16 protein-coding genes are annotated in these 19,624 nt (G+C 40.0%); 11 read left to right on the top strand and 5 right to left on the bottom strand.

The genetic code is table 11. From position 1 onward, the window contains the following. The 4 genes from K5Q34_RS01515 (at position 1) to mutY (ending at position 5,239) form a co-directional block, all read left to right on the top strand. Positions 1 to 1,740, top strand: coding sequence for an ABC transporter ATP-binding protein (locus tag K5Q34_RS01515; protein WP_171935688.1), 1,740 nt, complete (start codon positions 1 to 3; stop codon positions 1,738 to 1,740). Next, the gene (locus K5Q34_RS01510) at positions 1,727 to 3,469 is read left to right on the top strand and encodes an ABC transporter ATP-binding protein (protein ID WP_221864389.1); all 1,743 of its coding nucleotides are present in this window, start codon (positions 1,727 to 1,729) and stop codon (positions 3,467 to 3,469) included. Before K5Q34_RS01515 ends, K5Q34_RS01510 begins: the two co-directional genes overlap by 14 nt. Then, a complete protein-coding gene (locus tag K5Q34_RS01505) occupies positions 3,453 to 3,845 on the top strand; it encodes a PaaI family thioesterase (RefSeq protein WP_221864388.1) in 393 nt (130 codons plus the stop codon). The genes K5Q34_RS01510 and K5Q34_RS01505 overlap by 17 nt, the downstream gene beginning before the upstream one ends. Positions 3,846 to 4,078: 233 nt before the next feature. Continuing rightward, positions 4,079 to 5,239, top strand: coding sequence for an A/G-specific adenine glycosylase (gene mutY, locus K5Q34_RS01500; RefSeq protein ID WP_221864387.1), 1,161 nt, complete (start codon positions 4,079 to 4,081; stop codon positions 5,237 to 5,239). Between the two features lie 663 nt (positions 5,240 to 5,902). Here mutY and K5Q34_RS01495 read toward each other — a convergent pair. Continuing rightward, on the bottom strand, positions 5,903 to 6,703 hold the full coding sequence (locus tag K5Q34_RS01495) for an XRE family transcriptional regulator (protein WP_221864386.1): 801 nt from the start codon (positions 6,701 to 6,703) through the stop codon (positions 5,903 to 5,905). A 130-nt stretch (positions 6,704 to 6,833) separates the two neighbouring features. Between K5Q34_RS01495 and K5Q34_RS01490 the strand changes: the two genes are divergently transcribed. Together K5Q34_RS01490 and K5Q34_RS01485 are read left to right on the top strand one after the other, a co-directional pair. Further along, positions 6,834 to 7,304: a hypothetical protein gene (locus K5Q34_RS01490; protein WP_221864385.1), complete on the top strand. Its 471-nt coding sequence runs from the start codon at positions 6,834 to 6,836 to the stop codon at positions 7,302 to 7,304. Positions 7,305 to 7,323: 19 nt separating this feature from the next. Continuing rightward, positions 7,324 to 7,866, top strand: coding sequence for a hypothetical protein (locus K5Q34_RS01485; protein WP_015646786.1), 543 nt, complete (start codon positions 7,324 to 7,326; stop codon positions 7,864 to 7,866). Between the two features lie 174 nt (positions 7,867 to 8,040). Here K5Q34_RS01485 and K5Q34_RS01480 read toward each other — a convergent pair whose 3' ends face one another. Next, on the bottom strand, positions 8,041 to 8,277 hold the full coding sequence (locus K5Q34_RS01480; protein WP_032515138.1) for a hypothetical protein: 237 nt from the start codon (positions 8,275 to 8,277) through the stop codon (positions 8,041 to 8,043). A gap of 262 nt (positions 8,278 to 8,539) precedes the next feature. Here K5Q34_RS01480 and K5Q34_RS01475 point away from each other — a divergent pair, with 262 nt between their 5' ends. Beyond that, on the top strand, positions 8,540 to 9,820 hold the full coding sequence (locus tag K5Q34_RS01475) for an O-acetylhomoserine aminocarboxypropyltransferase/cysteine synthase family protein (RefSeq protein ID WP_221864384.1): 1,281 nt from the start codon (positions 8,540 to 8,542) through the stop codon (positions 9,818 to 9,820). A gap of 68 nt (positions 9,821 to 9,888) precedes the next feature. Here K5Q34_RS01475 and K5Q34_RS01470 read toward each other — a convergent pair whose 3' ends face one another. After that, positions 9,889 to 11,421, bottom strand: coding sequence for an ATP-binding cassette domain-containing protein (locus tag K5Q34_RS01470; RefSeq protein WP_105119055.1), 1,533 nt, complete (start codon positions 11,419 to 11,421; stop codon positions 9,889 to 9,891). Between the two features lie 298 nt (positions 11,422 to 11,719). Here K5Q34_RS01470 and K5Q34_RS01465 point away from each other — a divergent pair, with 298 nt between their 5' ends. Next, a complete protein-coding gene (locus K5Q34_RS01465) occupies positions 11,720 to 12,211 on the top strand; it encodes a GNAT family N-acetyltransferase (protein WP_105212393.1) in 492 nt (163 codons plus the stop codon). A 60-nt stretch (positions 12,212 to 12,271) separates the two neighbouring features. Here the strand turns inward: K5Q34_RS01465 and K5Q34_RS01460 are convergent, their stop codons facing one another. Together K5Q34_RS01460 and K5Q34_RS01455 are read right to left on the bottom strand one after the other, a co-directional pair. After that, positions 12,272 to 13,012 carry an amino acid ABC transporter ATP-binding protein gene (locus K5Q34_RS01460; protein WP_002940438.1) on the bottom strand — a complete coding sequence of 247 codons (741 nt, stop codon included), beginning with the start codon at positions 13,010 to 13,012 and terminating at the stop codon, positions 12,272 to 12,274. Beyond that, positions 13,012 to 15,210, bottom strand: coding sequence for an ABC transporter substrate-binding protein/permease (locus tag K5Q34_RS01455; RefSeq protein ID WP_170239701.1), 2,199 nt, complete (start codon positions 15,208 to 15,210; stop codon positions 13,012 to 13,014). Before K5Q34_RS01455 ends, K5Q34_RS01460 begins: the two co-directional genes overlap by 1 nt. Positions 15,211 to 15,410: 200 nt before the next feature. On the opposite strand from K5Q34_RS01455, the gene K5Q34_RS01450 reads away from it, so the two are divergent. The 3 genes from K5Q34_RS01450 to K5Q34_RS01440 are packed head-to-tail and all read left to right on the top strand — an operon-like array spanning position 15,411 to position 19,579. Continuing rightward, positions 15,411 to 16,070, top strand: a complete 660-nt coding sequence (locus K5Q34_RS01450; RefSeq protein WP_221864383.1) for a hypothetical protein — start codon at positions 15,411 to 15,413, stop codon at positions 16,068 to 16,070. Continuing rightward, positions 16,067 to 18,055 (top strand): excinuclease ABC subunit UvrB, encoded by a 1,989-nt coding sequence (gene uvrB, locus K5Q34_RS01445; protein ID WP_221864382.1) that lies wholly within the window; start codon positions 16,067 to 16,069, stop codon positions 18,053 to 18,055. Before K5Q34_RS01450 ends, uvrB begins: the two co-directional genes overlap by 4 nt. Positions 18,056 to 18,115: 60 nt before the next feature. After that, entirely contained in the window at positions 18,116 to 19,579 is a 1,464-nt protein-coding gene (locus K5Q34_RS01440; protein WP_074391070.1) for a PIN-like domain-containing protein, read from the top strand. Positions 19,580 to 19,624: the final 45 nt, after the last annotated feature.

The following is a 19,624-nucleotide window of genomic DNA, read 5'->3' as shown; positions in this document are numbered from 1 at the left end:
ATGAAATTTTTATCACGATATTTTAAGGACTATATTAAGGAATCCATATTAGGTCCAGTTTTCAAACTATTGGAAGCTTGTTTTGAGCTTTTGGTACCATTAATTATCGCCTATATCGTTGATACAATTATTCCAAATGGCAGCCGGGGAAACCTGGTTGCTATGCTTTTTTTACTGGTTGGTCTAGCATGTATTGGAATTATTGTTTCACTAATAGCGCAATATTATTCAGCTAAAGCAGCGGTTGGTGTGACTAAAGAGCTGACGAATGACTTGTATCAGAAGGTTCTTTCCCTTCCCAAGTCTAGCCGAGATATTCTTTCCTCATCCAGCTTGCTGACACGATTGACCAGCGACACTTTACAAATTCAAACGGGTATTAATACTTTTCTTCGTTTGTTTTTACGTGCTCCAATTGTCGTATTTGGTTCGCTCATCATGGCATTCTATATTAGCCCAAGTCTATCTGCCTATTTTCTAGGAATGATTATCCTATTGATTTTTATAGTGGCAGTCATTTCTGTTATGACCAGCCGTATTTATCAATCGATGCGAAAAGAATTAGATGGTTTGGTGGGGCAGGTACGTGAGACAGTGACTGGTTGGCGAGTGATTCGTGCATTTGGACAAAGAGAGCGGGAAATTAAGGCTTTTCAAGGCATAAATCAGATTTATAAGAAACAACAGCTGCAGGCTGGTTTTTGGTCTAGTCTTTTATCACCATTGACATTTTTAGTGGTCAACGGTACCTTACTCATTCTCATCTGGCAGGGAAATACAAGCATTTCAAACAACCTACTGGAGCAAGGGATGTTGGTCGCTCTTATCAACTACCTTCTTCAAATTTTAGTAGAATTGGTCAAGATGATTATGGTTGTGTCTACTCTCAACCAGACCTATATTTCAGCGCAACGTATTCAAGAGGTTTTTGACCAAACATCTGAGGATGTAGAGTCTAGTTTGCCAAAAGTGGTTAGTGAGGATCAGGAAATCATCTTTTCTGTGCGCCATCTTTCCTTTTCGTATCCAAAATCTGCTGAGGAGTCCCTGTCTGACATTGCTTTTGACTTACGTAAGGGACAGTTTATGGGAATTATCGGGGGAACTGGGTCAGGTAAATCCACCCTAGTAGATTTATTGCAGGCACTCTATTCAGTGCCAACAAATCAGCTCTCTCTCTTCATTGATGGAAAAAGTCCCAAGAATTTAAAAGAATGGCGGCAGCGAATTGCTATCGTTCCGCAACAGGCTCAGCTTTTTGCTGGAACTATTCGTTCTAATCTATCTTTAGGATTGGAAGAAATATCTGATAGTGACCTATGGTCTGCATTAGAAATTGCTCAAGCTAAATCTTTCATAGAAGACAAGGGTGGTTTGGATAGCCCAGTCGAAGCCTTTGGTAAGAATTTTTCTGGTGGACAGCGTCAACGTTTGACCATTGCACGCGCTATTTTACAGAAAGCACCGATTTTAATCTTGGATGATGCAACATCTGCTCTGGATTATTTGACGGAGAGTCGGTTATTGGCTGCGATTTGTCGTGAATTGCCTGAGCAAACCTTAATAATGGTATCTCAGAGAACCAATAGTTTACGGACAGCTGATCAGATTTTAGTCTTGGAACAAGGGCGTCAAGTTGGACTTGGTCGCCATGAGGACTTGCTGAGAAGCTCTGCCATTTACCAAGAAATTCACCAATCGCAACAACAAGGAGAGGAGGATAGCTATGAGACAATCTAGTTTTAAGGAACTGGTCAGATTGGTTCTACACCAGCCCCTTCGAATGTCCTTGATGTTGGTGGGAACTTTGGTGCAAGTCCTTCTGACAGTTTATCTGCCTATCTTGATTGGTCAGGCAGTCGATGCCGTATTGATAGCAGATGGTCAGGTCTTGCTCGGTATCTTAGGCAAAATGGTGATGGTTATCTTGCTTAATACGCTGGTGCAATGGTACTTACCTTTGGTAACCAATCGCTTGGTTTACGGAATGGTGGCCGACTTGCGTGAACAGGTCTATGTGAAGCTGCACCAGATGCCCCTATCTTATCTGGATCGTCATTCAGTTGGTGATTTGGTGGCTCGTTTTTCAAGTGATAGTGAGCAATTAACAAATGGTCTCTTGATGATTTTCAATCAATTTTTCATTGGTATCTTGACTATTTTCCTAACTATTTTCACTATGGCTAGGCTTGACTTGACGATGATGTTGCTGGTTGTGGCATTAACTCCAGTTTCTCTGCTTGTGGCACGCTATATCGCTAAGAAATCCTATGGTTATTATAGACAACAGACTCAGGCACGTGGGAAGCAATCTCAGCATTTGGAAGAGTCCATCAGTCAATTGACACTGGTTCAATCTTTCAATGCTCAAGAGCAATTTACGCAAGGTTTTCAAGTTGTGAATGACCAGTATGCGACCTATTCCCAACAGGCTATCTTTGCCTCTTCAACGGTCAATCCAAGCACTCGCTTTATCAATGCTATTATTTATGCCTTACTTGCAGGACTTGGAGCTCTGAGAATTATGACAGGGAATTTCACAGTGGGGGCACTGACAACTTTTCTCAATTATGCTAGTCAGTACAGCAAGCCTTTTAATGATATTTCCTCGGTCCTATCGGAATTGCAGAGCGCCTTAGCTTGTGCAGACAGACTGTTTGCTATCTTGGCTTTAGATAGCATTGACGATCAGGCTGAGCGGGAAATCGATTCGGAGGAGTTGAAGGGAGCTATTTCCTTTGAAAATGTGTCTTTCTCTTATAGCCCTGACCGTTCTCTTATAGAACAGTTGAACATTAATGTCAAATCTGGCCAAAAGGTAGCCATTGTTGGACCTACTGGTGCAGGTAAATCAACCATGATTAACCTGCTTATGCGCTTCTACGATGTAACGGCTGGTCAAATTACTTTAGATGGAGTTCCGATTAGCCAGTACAGTCGTGAGGATCTTCGCAGACAGATTGGGATGGTTTTACAGGAGACATGGATTAAATCTGGTACCATTCATGATAATATTGCCTATGGCTATCCAAATGCCACGCGGGAATTGGTCATTGAGGCGGCTAAGGCGGCTAATGCAGACTTCTTTATTCGTCAGCTTCCGCGGGGGTACGATACAGTTTTGGCAGATGGAGGTGAAGCCTTATCCCAGGGACAACGTCAGCTTTTGTCTATTGCGCGTGTCTTTGTTAAAATACCTAAAATCCTGATTTTAGATGAGGCGACTTCCTCTATTGATACACGGACAGAAATTTTAGTACAGGAAGCATTTGCCAAATTGATGGAAGGACGGACCAGCTTTATTATTGCTCATCGCCTATCAACCATTCAATCAGCTGACTTGATTTTGGTCATGGTGGACGGAAAAATTGTTGAACAAGGGAATCATGAAGCATTGATGGCTGAACAAGGCGTTTATTATCAAATGCAAACAAGTCAGCAGACAGAGGAGGATGAAAGTGTTAGATAAATTAAACTTACAACCGATTACGGTTTTAGATGACTATCAAGCTACAATACTCAATGAGAAAGAGGTGCTACTGACCACAAAGGTGACGGAAAAATCTCTCAATCCATACGGCATAGCACATGGAGGCTTTCTTTTCACATTGGCAGATTCAGTTGCAGGTCTGACAACGGTAGCAAGGGGGGCTTATTCTGTCACCCTACAGTCCAATATCCATTATATGAAGGCAGCTAATCTTGGTGATACCTTATCCGTCACTGGTTCTTGCACACATGATGGAAGTAGAACAAAGGTCGTCGAAGTTAAGATAGAAAACCAAGATAAACAGCTACTTGCTTCAGCAAGCTTTACCATGTTTGTAACAGGTAAAGTAGAATAAAATTCTTCGAACATCAAAAACAGACAGTCTTGGCTAGATTTAGAGAAACAAATTCATTCGCTCAATCTCCAACCTCCAAAGGTTCCCCAAACCTTTGTAGAGACGAACTTCGTTCGCTCTATTTCCAACCTCCAAAGGTTCCCCAAACCTTTGGAGCTAGTTTGATTTTGATTATAAACGATATAAGGGAGTTGGCAAAAGCTGGCACCCTTTCTTTGTGTTATACTAGATGTATGTTAGATTTGAAAGAATATGGAATCGAAATGTGGCCGGAGGAAAAGATTCAAGCTTTTCGCAAGGCACTCTTAGATTGGTATGATGCTAATAAACGTGACTTGCCTTGGAGAAGGACAAGGGACCCATATGCTATATGGGTTTCTGAAATCATGCTTCAACAGACAAGAGTAGACACGGTCCTTCCTTATTATGAACGTTTTCTCCATCACTTGCCTACGATTAGTGATTTAGCACAAGCACCAGAGGAGGTCATTCTCAAACTCTGGGAGGGATTGGGCTATTATTCGCGCGTGCGGAATATGCAAAAGGCGGCTCAGCAAATGGTGGAAGATTTTGATGGGCAATTTCCGACCACGCATGCAGTCATTTCAAGCCTAAAGGGCATTGGTCCCTATACTGCTGGAGCAATTTCCAGTATTGCTTTTAATTTGCCAGAACCAGCGGTAGATGGCAATGTGATGCGGGTTCTCAGCCGCTTGTTTGAGGTTGATTATGATATTGGTTTGCCTGCCAATCGCAAGATTTTCCAAGCGATGATGGAAATCTTGATAGATCCTGACAGGCCGGGCGATTTCAACCAAGCCCTGATGGATCTGGGGTCGGATATTGAATCGCCAGTTAATCCACGTCCCCAGGACAGCCCAGTCAAAGCCTTTAGCGCAGCCTACTTAAACGGTACAATGGATAAGTATCCAATCAAAGCACCAAAGAAAAAGCCGATTCCCGTGGCCTACCAGGGATTTCTCATTAGAAATAAAGACAATCAATTTTTATTGGAAAAAAATAATGAAGCAGGTCTTTTATCAGGTTTCTGGTCTTTTCCGCTTTTGGAAAAAGGAGCAATCGTTGACAAACAAGTCTCTCTCTTTGAAGTTGCAGAAGAAGTTGTTCAGCCAGATATTCGGCAGAGCTTTACGGAACTTTATGGTCTGACTGTTGATTGGCAGGAGCAAGAATTTGGCATCGTCCAGCACATTTTTAGTCACCGCAAATGGCAGATAGAAATGGTAGAAGGTGTGGCAGAAACACTTAACCTTCCAGAATCAAAAGAATTGAAATGGGTTTCTGTAGAAGATTTTCCTACCTACCCATTTGCTAAACCGCAACAAAAAATGTGGGAAAACTTTATCAAGGAAAAAGAAAAGCAAAAAAATTGACTTTGGAGCACATAATTATTTGAAAGCGTTTTATAATAGTGGTATAATCTAATTGAAAAAAGGAAATAGTTAGTTAAGATGTTGAACGCCATCTGAATTGCTGAAAGGAGTTCTTTAGCGTTCGTAGAAGTGTATATACTATTAGTCATCTTTCTCTAATAAAAAGAGAGGGATGCTAGTAGGGGGAAAAGTCCGTTATCCCTGTTTTATATCTATTTGTGATATCCATTGTCAAATGCATAGCATTAACTCATTATTTAGCCTTGCTACCCGGTTCAATCAGAAGTAGGCTAAGATTATTCGTGTCGTAACTACTATGTGTTCAAGATGTTGTAACTTTTGAACATAACCTTAGAAAATCACAAAAACCTCTAGCGATTTTCATCATAATAAGCAATCTCCACACTTTAGACAAATAGTAAGAGGACAATCAGAGACATAAGGGTAGCAGAATAATTATTTAATCATTAACTTGTTGTCAAATAACTATCTGGTAATGGACTTTTCCAATTTGACATATAAAAGGGAGGCTGTCATAGCCTCCCTTTACTGTGCTTTTCAGTTTGTTTTCAGTAGGAAAAAACGCCAGCTATACGAACAGACTTTCCAAAACTAGATGGAGGAATGTAGCCAATATAACTAGTGATTAACTAGGATTAGAAATCAATCTGGACTATAAATATCTACAACTTGACCAATAGGTCGAATATCGTCTTCTGGGTTAAAATAGATGTCATCATAGTCAGAATTGAGTGATTGCAAATAGTCACCTTTGAACTTTTTAACAAAATTTTCGCCATTGACTGAAAAAATTCCAATCGTATTTAGAGGAATATGAGGAGTTAGGCGAATGAAGAGATAGTCTCCATCCTCGATATGCGGAGCCATAGAATCTCCCACAACCTGAGCGATTGTATCATAAGATTGGTTATTCGGAATCTCATCGTTATAGAATGATACAAGATTGTTCATATCTGTATCCTGCCAGTAACCTGTACCGGCAGAAACCTTACCAGGAACAGGTAATTCGATTCGCTCCCGGTAGTCATCCAAGTGAAGAATAGAAGCAGAAGGAGTAACTGAGGCAGTTTGCATAGCTGCTAACTGTTCTTGACCAAAAGTTAACCATCGTGCATGGAAATCACCCTTTAATTCATTGTCCAAGGTTTGAATCTCTGGATGAATAGGCTGTTGAAAGAGTTTAAATTGGGAAGGAGTAATCGTTAAAGCTATATCCTGATTGGAATCTAGTTGCTCGATTAGCTCACCAACCGATATAGCCATGCCCTTAGCGACTTTTTCTAGTGTATCCATCGTTGGCAGGAGAGCTTTTTTGGTTTTGGGATGCTGGTTCTTTTCCAACATAGAAATATAGCCTTTTGTTAAACCAGATAATTCAGCGAATTTATCCATTGATAATTTATTCTTGCTTCGGTATTCTTTTAAAATATCACCTAAAATCATGGTTGTCTCCTTATCTGTTTAACTAATTATACCATTAAAAAATATTTTTTGCAAATTTTGTTTAACATGTTTGACAAAGGATCAAAACGGTGTTATGATAATCTCACAAAAAGAAAAATAGGAGTCGCAAATGAAAAGGATGACAGAGATTTCTTGGAATGATATTTATAAAGAGTGGGAAACCTATGCTAATCATTTTGGTTTGACGACTCCGATAAATGCTGAAAAATTGCGAAATCAGAAATCGAAGGATTTTGGAAAAGGAAGTCTGATTACGCTGGACTTATTAGCCGATTACGATGCTGATTCTGAGAAGACCGCAGCTATTTGGGTAGCTTCATTTTGTAGAGATTTAATACAAGATTACGCATATTTACTAAATGGTAGAGCCTATCTTACAGTCGATCAGATTTATTTTCAGGCACTCAAACAATTCCAGTCAGAAGCAGTAATATGGTCAAAACCTCTCACACGATTGCAACCGAAGTTATTTGTATCTTATCGTTTGTTGGAAAATCTTGATTTAAGTCATTATTCTTGTGTAGTTGAGTTAGCAATGTTGCAGGCTAGTATGGTTCGGACACAAATATTAGAAAAGTAATTATAACAGGAGAATGAAAATGTTTAATTTGTTGAATAAGAATGCTGAAGTATCGAAAGTTGCAGAGTATTGGAATGATACTTTGATAGAAAGAGGAATTTTGAGCGCTGATGAATTGCTTGAAGGAAAATGCTGGAGATGTAAAAGTTCTCATGGTGTAGCTGTGTGTCAGATTGTATCAAGCAAATGGAGCAAGGATACGAGCCTGGCTAATCAGATGGTCCTCTGTCTATCCTGTCAGCATGAAAAACCTAATGTAGCCGATACAGAAATTGTGTGGCAATGGTTAGAAGTTGAGAATAATGAACGTTACTGGACTCTACAAGGTATGGCAGAATATGAGAAAATGTATAAAAAATCAGTACTTCAAGAGTTATGGGATATGGGAATTAGAGATGGTGAAGAAGTCGAGACGCTTGTAAATAAAGTAACTAGCCTTTCTCGTAAGAATGATATTGTTTTAAATAGAGCAACCTTAGCAGGATTATTTCGCTGTGAAATTGAACAAATGCGTCGAAAGGCATTTCTAAATTGGACAGGAATTTTTAAGCTAGTCAGTTAACCGATACAGTTGTAGGAAAACATCTCATGCTGATTGGAGTAACAGATAAATAAAAAAGCGCATCAGCTTAGAATCTTAAAGGAAGAAGTCTAATGATGCGTTTATGGGATTATATTTCAGCTAATAAAAATTGGAGCGAATGCTTCTGTATTATGGCTATTAAAAATAGGGAGGTTATTCGATGTTAGAAATAAAACGATTCTCCTTTCTAGAAAATCGGTAACCGCAATGTTGACAACGATAATAAGTCCGATCAGCTTCATAGAGCATTGCAAACATAGCTCCCTCTATGCCATTGATTGCATGACCAATCATACCGGCTTTACGAGAATATCTTTTTTGTGTTGGAACGTAAGTTTGCAGTTTTATTGACTTACATTTTGGACATTTGAGCGCTTGTTTAGTGTCCATATTATTAGGATGGCGTCTGCGATAGATGCTATAAGAGATTATTAGTACTAGGAGGATAATCGGACCGATATATTCTATTAAGGTATTCATAATCTTATTGTAAATCTTGTCCTTATTTTATTCAAGGAAAATGAATATTATTTTTCTAGAATAACTGATCATGTGGCTATAGTTGTTAACTATACATCTCTCTAATATTTAAGTATTAGTCAAGATGGTAAAAATGAGGTAGAATACTGAAAAAGACCAAAGGAGTACCTTTATGACTAGAGAATTTTCATTTGAAACCCTTCAACTCCATGCTGGACAAGAAGTTGATTCTACTTCAAAATCACGTGCTGTCCCCATCTATCAAACTACTTCCTATGTTTTTAAAGACGCTCAAGAAGCAGAAGATTTATTTGCCTTGCGTAAATCAGGGAATATCTATACTCGTATCACTAATCCGACGGTCTCTACTTTTGAAAATCGTGTGGCAGCTTTAGAAGGTGGTATTGGTGCCTTGGCCACTTCTTCAGGAATGGCAGCTATCACATACACTATTCTAGCATTGGCACATGCTGGCGATCACATTGTGGCGGCAACGACACTCTATGGTGGGACTTTTAACCTATTCAAAGAAACTCTTCCTCGCTATGGTATTACAACAAGCTTTGTAGATATTGATGACTTTGAAGCAGTAGAAACTGCCATTCAAGATAATACAAAACTTGTATTTATTGAAACCTTGGGAAATCCTGTTATCAATATTCCTGATCTTGAAAAATTGGCAGAAATTGCACACAACCACCACATTCCGCTTGTTTCAGATAATACCTTCGCAACTCCATATTTAATTAATGTATTTTCTCATGGTGTTGATATTGCCGTCCATTCAGCAACCAAGTTTATCGGTGGGCATGGTACGACCATTGGCGGTGTGATTGTCGATAGCGGCAAGTTTGATTGGGCGGCATCTGGTAAGTTTCCGCAATTTGTTGAAGAAGATCCAAGCTATCATAACATTAGTTATACTCGTGATATTGGTGCAGCTGCATTTATTGTAGCAGTTCGTGTACAATTACTTCGTGATACAGGTGCTGCCCTTTCTCCATTCAACGCCTTCTTGCTTTTGCAAGGGTTAGAAACCTTGTCTCTCCGTGTAGAGCGTCATGTATCTAATGCTGAAAAAATTGTTGACTTTTTACTTAGTCATCCTCAGGTAGAGTCGGTCAATTATCCATCACTTCCAGCTAGTCCTTATAAGCCTTTGGCGGATAAATACCTGCCTAAGGGAGTTGGCTCTATTTTCTCTTTCCAAGTAAAAGGCGGAGCAGAAGAAGCGCGTAAGGTTATTGATAGTTTGGAAATCTTTTCCAATTTAGCAAACGTTGCCGATGCTAAATCACTAGTAGTTCATCCAGCTACAACCACGCATGCTCAGTTAGCTCCAGAAGATTTACTTGCTGCTGGGGTCACACCAAATCAAATTCGCCTATCCATCGGACTTGAAAATGTCAATGATTTGATTGAGGACTTACAGCTTGCTCTTGATAAACTATAAGCTGTAAAGCGAATATATTCGAAATACTATTAGAAAAGGAAATTGGGCGTGTGTGCTAATTTCCTTTTTTATATCTGTTCTAGTTCTTCCAGTCCATTCTCAGTTAGTCGGTAGATTCTTTGACAAACTTCTTTCAAAAAACGTCTGTCGTGTGATACACATACCAAGCCACCTGGATAATCGGCAAATAGTTGACGAATATATGGCTGAGAAGTAGGAGAGAAGTTTCGACTGGGTTCATCTAATAAGAGAAAATTGGCTTGATCAAGAACCATTTTTAACAAGAGTAACTTGGCTTTTTGTCCCCCCGAAAGTTCACAGATCTTGTGATGAACTTCTTGTCGTGTAAACTGCAGACTGGCTAGATGTGTTAAGATAAGTTGTTCCTGCTCACGATTGCCATTTTCTAATAAAATATCAAGTGGAGTTTTAGACTCATCAAGGACTTCTGAATAGTGCTGGGGCATGTAGCCCAAGTTTATGTCCGCTCGTTGCCTGAGTTCTTGATAGATTAACTTTAGAAAACTGGATTTACCAATTCCATTTTGTCCAATGATGCCAACTTTCTCTTGTCCATTTAAGTTGAAATGGATATGTTGAACTAATTGTTGCCCTTCAATGTTCAATTGGAAGTTTTCTAAGTGAAGCACTTGTTTTCTAGCTGGTAGTGGTGAAATGTCTGAGAAGAAGAGGGAAATGGCATCTTCATGAAAAGGAACTTGTGTGAGATTTTCCTTCATTCTTTCATAGCGTTTTTCACGTGATAAGACATTCTTCATTTTCTTGGCTATGAGCCGTCCTAGTGTGGCATCGTGGGTGTTGAGCAAGGTATGACGAACCTGTGATTTTTGACGTAGGTGTTTGTTCATAGCCTTGTCAAATTCTTTTTTGTCATTCCGAGCTTGTTGGACTTGCTTCTGATAGGCTTGTTGGCGTCTCAATGCGTAATCTTGGTAGTCAAGATCTTCAACCTTGGTCTGAGCAAGTGTTTTCTTTTTTACTGATTCTAGGTGAATGATTTTTGTAGCTGTTCTGCTAAGAAAGTCTTCATCGTGAGAAACAAATAGGATGGTCTTTGGACTCGTGATGATGTAGTTTTCAAGCCAAAGTAAGGTATCTAAATCCAAGTCATTGGACGGCTCATCCAGAAAAATAATATCAGATGGAGTTGCTAGAGATTTGATTAACTGAATTTTTAATTTTTCGCCACCTGACAGGCTTCCAATCAATTGTTGACTGGCAAATCGCTCACTGTCAAACTGGAGCTGGTCAGCATAGAGGTAGAGTAGGCCGTAATCAATATTGCTCTCTATATCTCCAAAGAAGTAGTCGTTCAAGGTTAGCTCTGCCATTTCCAGTGAAAGACTTTGGGGAATGTAGACTGGCGAGTGAAAATATCGGTGAATGCTGCCTGATATGAGCAGGTAGTCGGCGACAAGAGTTGAATCCATCAAGGTGAGTAATAGACTGGATTTTCCATTTCCTTCTTCGCCGATGATTGCTATTTTATCGCCAGGGTTAACAATGAGGTTTAGGTCATGAACCAGATTTCTCAAATCTTTTTGATGGTCGAGGGTTAGGTGTTGAGTGGTTAGTAGCATAAGGCCTCCTTTACAAGAAAAAACACACTACCTATTTAGTAGTGTGTCGAAATCTGCTCAAAAAGACCCTATTCAAGGAATAGAGGGAACAGAAAAATGGACGCAAGAAAACTACTAAATAAGTATAGAACTTAAATTGAGTTTACTTGTTATTGTCCATTTCTCCTTACCTCGCATGCTTTATTTGTTTTAATATAGCATATCGATAGAAGCTTGTCAATCGTGTGCTATAATATTCATAGATTTTGATAGAGATATATGTTAAAATGAACTTATTGTAAATGAGAGGGGATCCGAAATGGCAATCACTGGAATTGAGCAAGCAGACATTTTAGAAATAGACAAACAAGTCCGTTTACGTCGGTATGATGGTCAGCATGATTTTGCTTTTGAATGGCACCAAGATCTAGAATTGGTCTGGCTGGTTGATGGAAATAAGGAACCTTATACTTTGGATCGGCTCAATCGTATGTACGGCTATTTGGCAACAAATGGAGAATGTTATTTTATTGAAATACTTGAAAATGGTCAGTTTATCCCAATTGGTGATGTGACGCTGTTTGCAGATGATTTTGCCATTGCCATTGGAGATAGGCAGTATTGGAACAAAGGAATTGGAACCAAGGTATTGCAGCGAATGGTAGAACGTGCAAGGGAGCTTGGCTTTGTGGAAATACTTGTCGAAGAAATTTACGATTGGAATCTTGGTTCACGAAAGCTGTTTGAGAAATGTGGTTTTGAAGTTGTAGAGAAGACTAAGAAAGGGTGTTCTTACAAAAAGATGTTATAGGTATTAATTGTGAGATGTTAAAAAGCCTCTGACACGCTTGGTCAAAGGCTTTTTGTATTTTTACACGTTCAAGACCTTATCAAGGAAGTCTTGTAAACGTGGATGTTGTGGGTTGTCAAAGATTTGCTCTGGTGTACCATCTTCAAGGAACTCGCCGCCATCCGTGAAGATAACGCGGTTAGCAACCTTGCGGGCGAAGCCCATCTCGTGTGTGACGATCAACATGGTCATACCTTGCTCAGCCAAGTCTTTCATTACGTTAAGAACGTCTCCGACCATTTCAGGGTCAAGGGCGGAAGTTGGTTCGTCAAAGAGCATGATGTCTGGGTTCATTGCGAGGGCACGAGCGATGGCAACACGTTGCTTCTGACCTCCTGAAAGGCTGTCTGGCATAGCGTCGCGTTTGTCTGCCAATCCAACTTTTTCCAATAATTCCATGCCGACTTTTTCAGCTTCAGATTTGTCCATCAATTTGTGTTCGATTGGCGCAAATGTGATGTTATCAAGTACAGACATATGTGGAAAGAGGTTGAAGTGTTGGAATACCATTCCGACATTTGAACGGAAGGCGTCAACATCTGTCTTAGGATCGGTTAAGTCATATCCATCGACTGTTACTTGACCACTTGTAATGGTTTCAAGTAAGTTCATTGTACGAAGGAAGGTCGATTTACCTGAACCAGAAGGGCCGATGATACAAACAACATCCCCTTCATAGAACTTAGCAGTAATACCTTTGAGGACCTCGTTTTTTCCATAAGACTTGTGTAAGTCATGGACGTTGATTTTTAATTGAGCCATTATTTGCCTCCTTTTTCGAGTTTGCGTGCTAAGCGAGTCAAGAGTGTGATAACTACCAAGTAAATGATGGCAAGAATTGCATACATACGGAAGGATTGGTAGTTACGTGCAATAATGATTTTACCTGCTTGGAAGAGTTCGACCAAACCAATCGCAGAAATGATAGTAGTATCTTTCAGAGTAATAACAAACTGGTTGATAAAGTTAGGCAACATAATTTTACCAGCTTGAGGTAGGATAATCTTACGCATGGTTGTTCCGTAGGAAATACCCAAACTGCGAGATGCTTCCATTTGACCAGCTGGAACTGCCTGAATACCACCACGAACAATCTCAGCAATATAGGCACCAGAGTTGAGGGATAGGGCAATTGTACCAGCGACAAAGTCATTGATTGGAGATTGTTGACCAGTAATCGACTCGATTAAGTTTGGAATACCCCAGAAGATGAATGCAGCGACAATCATGAGCGGAATACCACGAACAACATCTACAAAAACAGATGAAGTAACACGGAGTGCTTTAACTGGGCTGACTGCAAACATACCGAAGATAATACCGATGACAATTGCAATAGCAAATGATAGAAGGGCAAGTCCAATTGTGATACCAAGACCTGAGAGCAATTGACCGTAGTTGTTTTTCAAAAGACCAACAATCGTTGTCTCATCAACAGTTGAAGTTGTTGCGCTTGCTTCTTCAGTTGAGTTGAAATACTTATTAAGGATTTCATCATACTTGCCTGATTCAACCAGGGCAGCTAAACCGTTGTTAAACATTTCAATCAATTCTGGGTTGGCACCTTTTTTCACGGCAAATCCGTATTCACCTGATTTTTCGCCAGGGATTGGTGTTGCAAAGTCGCGACCTTGTTGGATGGCATATAGAAGAACGGCTTCGTCATCCATAAGAGCATCGATAGAACCAGAGTTTAAACTGTCATACATACTTGAAGCTTCGTCGAAGGCTTTTAGGGTGTAACCATATTTTGCCTTGTTTTCTTCTAAGAAGCTATATGAAGCAGTACCGTTTTTAGCCCCAACAGTTTTCCCTTTTAAGTCTTCGTAAGAAGCGATGTCACTACCATTTTTAACAGCTAATAGGATGTTTGAAGTATAGTAGGCGTTTGAGAAGTCGAAGATTTCCTTACGAGCATCTGTGATAGACATACCTGCAATAACTGCATCAGCTTGTCCAGCTTGAACAGCATTTAGTGCAGCATCGAAACCAGGGTTTTGAATGGTAATAGTAAATCCTTGTTGTTCAGCGATTGCCTTGATTAATTCCATGTCAATCCCGACATAGTTACCTGATTCATCTTGGTATTCAAATGGAGCAAAAGAAGAATCTGCCACAATTGTATAGCTTGATTTGACAGGTGTTGCTTTAGCTGATGCGTTTCCTGTTAAGCTTAAACGAGATGAGTAGTCGGCACTTTCGGTAGAAGTGGTAGAAGCTCCCAACCATTTGTTCATGATTGTTTGGTAGGTACCATCCTTTTTCATCTCAGCTAAAGCTTTGTTAAAGTCTTCAACAAGATATTCATATTGACTACCTTTTTTGACAGAGAAACCGAATGAACCGATGGCTTCGCCGTCAATATCAATGCTTAGATCTTGACCTTGTTGAATAGCGTACTGAATAACCGCTTCGTCGTCCATTACAGCATCAACAGCACCAGCAGAAAGGCTATTATACATCAAATCTCCAGTATCAAAAGTTTTTACGTTGTATCCGTACTTGTCTTTATTTTCTTCTAGGAAGTTTTGGGCTGCGGTACCGTTTTTGACACCGACAGTCTTGCCTTTAAGGTCCTTATATGAAGAGATGGTATTTGCCTTTGTGGTAGCGATAACGATTTTAGTGTCGAAGTAAGGGTCTGAGAAAGTAAATACTTTCTTACGCGCTTCGGTGATAGTTGTACCTGCCATTAGGGCGTCCGCAGATCCAGCCTGTACAGCGTTGACAGCTGCATCAAATCCTGGGAAACTTTGATTCATGGTCCAACCTGAGCGCTTGGCTACTTCGTTGATGATGTCAACATCTAATCCTTTATAAATTTGATCTGAGTCTTTAAACTCGAATGGGGCGTAAGCATTGTCAAATACGACATCAATAGTATCGTCAGCTTTAACGCCAGTAAAAATAAAGAATACTGGCAGAATGCTTGCCAATAACATGAGTAGTTTTTTCTTCATTTCCATACTCCTTCTATTATAAAATAACTGTCCTAGTATATCATATTCTGAAAATTAATGCAAAATTGAGGTTTTTGCAATGTTAGAATTTCTGACATACAAAGTCATTAAAATGTGAGAAAATTTAATATTTTAGGGCAATTGATTTTGAGTAAGTTCAAGCGGACTTGTGGTAAAATAGAATAGTGAAAGGAATGGGTATGATTGTTCGTTATAGCAGATGGAAATCTATGTTGGCCTTGGGTCTGAGTTTGTTTTTTGGCTTGCCATTGTCTTATGTAACGGTTGTTTTATTTATCAGTTTATGGGGAGAAGATGTAGCGACAGTGACCCTCGGTGGGATTGTGTTTTTACTGATCTTTGGCATTCCAACCTTGTCTTCACATCTGGTTATTATCGTTTCTATTCAGCGCCTCTTTTTTGGATTAAAAGCATTTGAACTGACAGAGAATCACTTTGTTCTCTATCGGGGAATATTTCGAAGAAAAGCTGTGTCCATTCCTATAAAAGAAATTGAGTTTATAGGAATAGAAGAGCCGACGCTAGGAGCAGGCTTGAGCCGTCTTTTTGGAAATGTTTCTGAAAAAACAGTAGAATCTGTAGGGAAGACAATTGCATTTGCGACTGGGGCTAAAACGAGTGCAAGGGCCAGTTTGTCGGACACCTACACGCACTTATTGATATTATTTCATGACAGTGAGCGAGCTGTCTTTTATGCTAAACAATATGGAATTAAGATAAAGAATTTATTGAAATACACGGCGGAAACTTCGATTCTTGATATTGAACCCGGACCAATTGAGCATTTTTCCGAAGAGAAGTTGCAAGATTTACTAGAAGAAAGAAAATTGAACAAATGATCAATCGAAATACTGAAAACCAATTTAAACTTGTGTCAAAATATGCACCGTCTGGTGACCAGCCCCAAGCCATTGAAACCTTGGTTGATAACATCGAGGGGGGCGAAAAAGCCCAGATTCTCATGGGGGCGACTGGTACTGGTAAGACCTACACCATGAGTCAGGTCATTGCCCGTGTCAATAAGCCTACTTTGGTTATCGCCCACAATAAGACCTTGGCTGGTCAGCTCTACAGTGAGTTCAAGGAATTCTTCCCAGAAAATGCGGTCGAATACTTCGTGTCTTACTATGATTACTACCAGCCAGAAGCCTATGTACCGTCTAGCGATACCTATATTGAGAAGGACAGTTCGGTCAATGATGAGATTGACAAACTCCGTCACTCAGCGACCTCAGCTTTGCTAGAACGCAACGATGTCATCGTCGTGGCCTCCGTTTCCTGTATCTACGGTTTGGGATCGCCTAAGGAATATTCAGATAGCGTGGTCAGCCTGCGCCCAGGTCAGGAGATTTCCCGTGACCAGTTGCTTAATTCCTTGGTCGATATTCAGTTTGAGCGCAACGACATCGACTTCCAACGAGGACGTTTCCGTGTGCGTGGAGATGTGGTGGAGATTTTCCCAGCTTCTCGTGATGAGCATGCCTTCCGTGTGGAGTTTTTCGGGGATGAAATCGACCGCATTCGTGAGATTGAGAGCCTGACAGGTAAGGTTTTGGGCGATGTGGACCACTTGGCGATTTTCCCTGCCACCCACTTCGTGACCAACGATGACCACATGGAAACGGCTATTGCCAAGATTCAGGCGGAACTGGAAGAGCAGCTCAAGGTCTTTGAGGCAGAAGGAAAACTCTTAGAAGCTCAGCGATTGAAACAACGAACCGACTACGACATTGAGATGCTTCGGGAAATGGGCTACACCAACGGAGTTGAGAACTATTCTCGCCACATGGACGGGCGAAGCGAGGGCGAGCCTCCATATACCCTGCTGGACTTTTTCCCTGAAGACTACCTGATTATGATTGACGAGAGCCACATGACCATGGGTCAGATTAAGGGGATGTACAATGGTGACCGCTCACGCAAGGAGATGTTGGTCAATTATGGTTTCCGCCTCCCGAGTGCACTGGACAATCGTCCGCTGCGCAGGGAAGAATTTGAGAGCCATGTCCATCAGATTGTCTATGTATCTGCGACGCCGGGTGATTATGAAATGGAGCAGACCGATACCGTTGTCGAGCAGATTATTCGGCCGACAGGGCTTTTGGATCCAGAAGTGGAAGTCCGTCCAACCATGGGTCAAATGGATGACCTTTTAGGTGAAATCAATGCCCGTGTTGAGAAGGGTGAGCGGACCTTTATCACTACCCTGACCAAGAAAATGGCAGAGGACTTGACCGACTACCTGAAAGAAATGGGCGTCAAGGTCAAGTATATGCACTCGGACATCAAGACCTTGGAGCGTACGGAGATTATCCGTGATTTGCGCCTGGGTGTCTTTGATGTCTTGATAGGGATTAACCTCTTGCGTGAAGGGATTGACGTGCCAGAAGTCAGTCTGGTGGCTATTCTAGATGCTGACAAGGAAGGCTTCCTCCGTAATGAACGGGGGCTCATCCAGACAATCGGACGGGCGGCTCGTAACTCTGAGGGCCATGTGATTATGTATGCGGATAAGGTCACTGAGTCCATGCGGAAGGCAATGGAAGAAACAGCCCGCCGCCGTCAAATCCAGATGGCTTATAATGAAGAACATGGTATTATCCCACAGACCATTAAGAAGGAAATCCGTGACCTGATTAGCGTGACCAAGGCTGTCACTCAGGACAAGGAAGAAGTGGTGGACTTCAATGCTCTTAACAAAGACGAACGCAAGGCTATGATCAAGAAACTGGAAGGTCAAATGCAGGAAGCTGCAGAAGTGCTTGACTTTGAACTGGCAGCCCAGATTCGTGATATGGTCCTGGAGCTGAAAGCGATGGGGTAGGAGAATTGATAATTTTCAGTCTTATAATAGTTATACTATTGCACAATGAAAGAGAAGAAAATGAATTTTAAAGATGAATTCTATGGTTTTTATAGAAATGATTTGAGTATTGATTCAATAACTAAAGAAAATACAATTATTGTATTTGATACCAATTCGTTATTGAATGTATTTCGCTTTACTCCCGAAGCAGCCAAAAAATATTTTGAAACAATAGAGAAAGTTCAAGATTTTATCTACATTCCCTACTTAGTTGCATTGGAATTCCATTTTCATAAATCTGAGACTTTATTGTTAAGTAAAGTGAATGTTGAAAAATTTAAGAGTAGATTCAATAAAAATTGGAATAAGATAAAAAGTGAGGCAGCTAAGACATTATTTTCTAGTCTAACTTTTCGAAATGACTTACAGCAAGAGGAGCTGAGTTCTTACTTAAGTAGTCTGTTAGATTCAAGTGAATTAGGAATAGAGGCGAAACTACTGGAAAAGATTTCTTCAATAAGTGACACTCAAAAAGCAACTTTTTCTTCATTAATCGAGATTTTAGAGCAGAAGACACGAAAACGCTATGGGCAGGATTGGATAAATGAGGTTGAGAAACGAGGAGAGGAACGCTATAAGAAAGATATTCCGCCGGGATTTAATGATAAAAATAAGAAAGACAGCAGAGGTTATAATGGTATTGTCTATCAACAAAAGTTTGGGGATTTAATTATTTGGGAAGATATGCTGGAAAAATCTTCAGAGAGTGATATAAAAAATGTTGTATTTGTGACATCTGATGGAAAACGTCCTGATAAAACTGATTTGAATTATAAAGTATTAGTTGGAAAAGATGAAAAGGGTAAAGATAAATATCAGGTGGTTGGACCGAGAATTGAACTGATTGAGGAGATGAGGGAGAAGTCAGGAGCTAGTTTTTATTTGATGGATGAGCTTGAATTTATTAAGAGATTTTCTGGTAGTGAAATCTCTAACCGAATGGCTAAATCAATTGGTGATACCCTTGAAGAGCTTGCTAATTCAATGTCTTCGTTAGCTCCCCAACAGTCGAAAGATATGGTTCAAGCCTTTACGAAGGCAACATCATCTTTAAGTAATAGTTTTACTTCTAAAGTTGAGAGACGAGAGGTTACGGATATATTTGAACTTGAAGAAAAATTGAATCAAGATTATAACATTATGGATTCGTTGGCTGAATATGTTGAAGATAAGTTACCCAATATGGATTTTGAAGGAGAATATTTTTCAGGCTGGGGAGAGTTTGAAGATATTCATATATTGAGTTCTAATATTGATGAGTATGCTTTTGAAGATAATTTTTATGAGATTACTTGTACTGCAATTGTTAATGCTGAAGTAGAATTTAATATTGTTACAAAAAATCCTGATTTTGAACAAGGAGAAGAAGAATTCTTTTATGAATCAAGCAGTCGTGATTTAGAATTTACGATTGAGTTTACGTATGATATGGATTATGATATGTTTGAAAATATTGTAATTGTTGATTATTATTTCATTTAATATCTTTATCCATTTAGATGAGTTATAATGGTAAATGAGTAGAAG

The organism is Streptococcus sp. 2018110 (assembly GCF_019754115.1).
GTDB classification, from domain to species: domain Bacteria; phylum Bacillota; class Bacilli; order Lactobacillales; family Streptococcaceae; genus Streptococcus; species Streptococcus hashimotonensis.
This window is presented reverse-complemented; position numbering and strand designations above follow the sequence as displayed.

Excerpts from the sequence above, each read along its gene's own strand:
- K5Q34_RS01515 (WP_171935688.1), top strand. The coding sequence starts at position 1 with ATGAAATTTTTATCACGATATTTTAAGGACTATATTAAGGAATCCATA.
- K5Q34_RS01510 (WP_221864389.1), top strand. The coding sequence starts at position 1,727 with ATGAGACAATCTAGTTTTAAGGAACTGGTCAGATTGGTTCTACACCAG.
- K5Q34_RS01505 (WP_221864388.1), top strand. The coding sequence starts at position 3,453 with ATGAAAGTGTTAGATAAATTAAACTTACAACCGATTACGGTTTTAGAT.
- mutY (WP_221864387.1), top strand. The coding sequence starts at position 4,079 with ATGTTAGATTTGAAAGAATATGGAATCGAAATGTGGCCGGAGGAAAAG.
- K5Q34_RS01495 (WP_221864386.1), bottom strand. The coding sequence starts at position 6,703 with ATGATTTTAGGTGATATTTTAAAAGAATACCGAAGCAAGAATAAATTA.
- K5Q34_RS01490 (WP_221864385.1), top strand. The coding sequence starts at position 6,834 with ATGAAAAGGATGACAGAGATTTCTTGGAATGATATTTATAAAGAGTGG.
- K5Q34_RS01485 (WP_015646786.1), top strand. The coding sequence starts at position 7,324 with ATGTTTAATTTGTTGAATAAGAATGCTGAAGTATCGAAAGTTGCAGAG.
- K5Q34_RS01480 (WP_032515138.1), bottom strand. The coding sequence starts at position 8,277 with ATGGACACTAAACAAGCGCTCAAATGTCCAAAATGTAAGTCAATAAAA.
- K5Q34_RS01475 (WP_221864384.1), top strand. The coding sequence starts at position 8,540 with ATGACTAGAGAATTTTCATTTGAAACCCTTCAACTCCATGCTGGACAA.
- K5Q34_RS01470 (WP_105119055.1), bottom strand. The coding sequence starts at position 11,421 with ATGCTACTAACCACTCAACACCTAACCCTCGACCATCAAAAAGATTTG.
- K5Q34_RS01465 (WP_105212393.1), top strand. The coding sequence starts at position 11,720 with ATGGCAATCACTGGAATTGAGCAAGCAGACATTTTAGAAATAGACAAA.
- K5Q34_RS01460 (WP_002940438.1), bottom strand. The coding sequence starts at position 13,012 with ATGGCTCAATTAAAAATCAACGTCCATGACTTACACAAGTCTTATGGA.
- K5Q34_RS01455 (WP_170239701.1), bottom strand. The coding sequence starts at position 15,210 with ATGAAGAAAAAACTACTCATGTTATTGGCAAGCATTCTGCCAGTATTC.
- K5Q34_RS01450 (WP_221864383.1), top strand. The coding sequence starts at position 15,411 with ATGATTGTTCGTTATAGCAGATGGAAATCTATGTTGGCCTTGGGTCTG.
- uvrB (WP_221864382.1), top strand. The coding sequence starts at position 16,067 with ATGATCAATCGAAATACTGAAAACCAATTTAAACTTGTGTCAAAATAT.
- K5Q34_RS01440 (WP_074391070.1), top strand. The coding sequence starts at position 18,116 with ATGAATTTTAAAGATGAATTCTATGGTTTTTATAGAAATGATTTGAGT.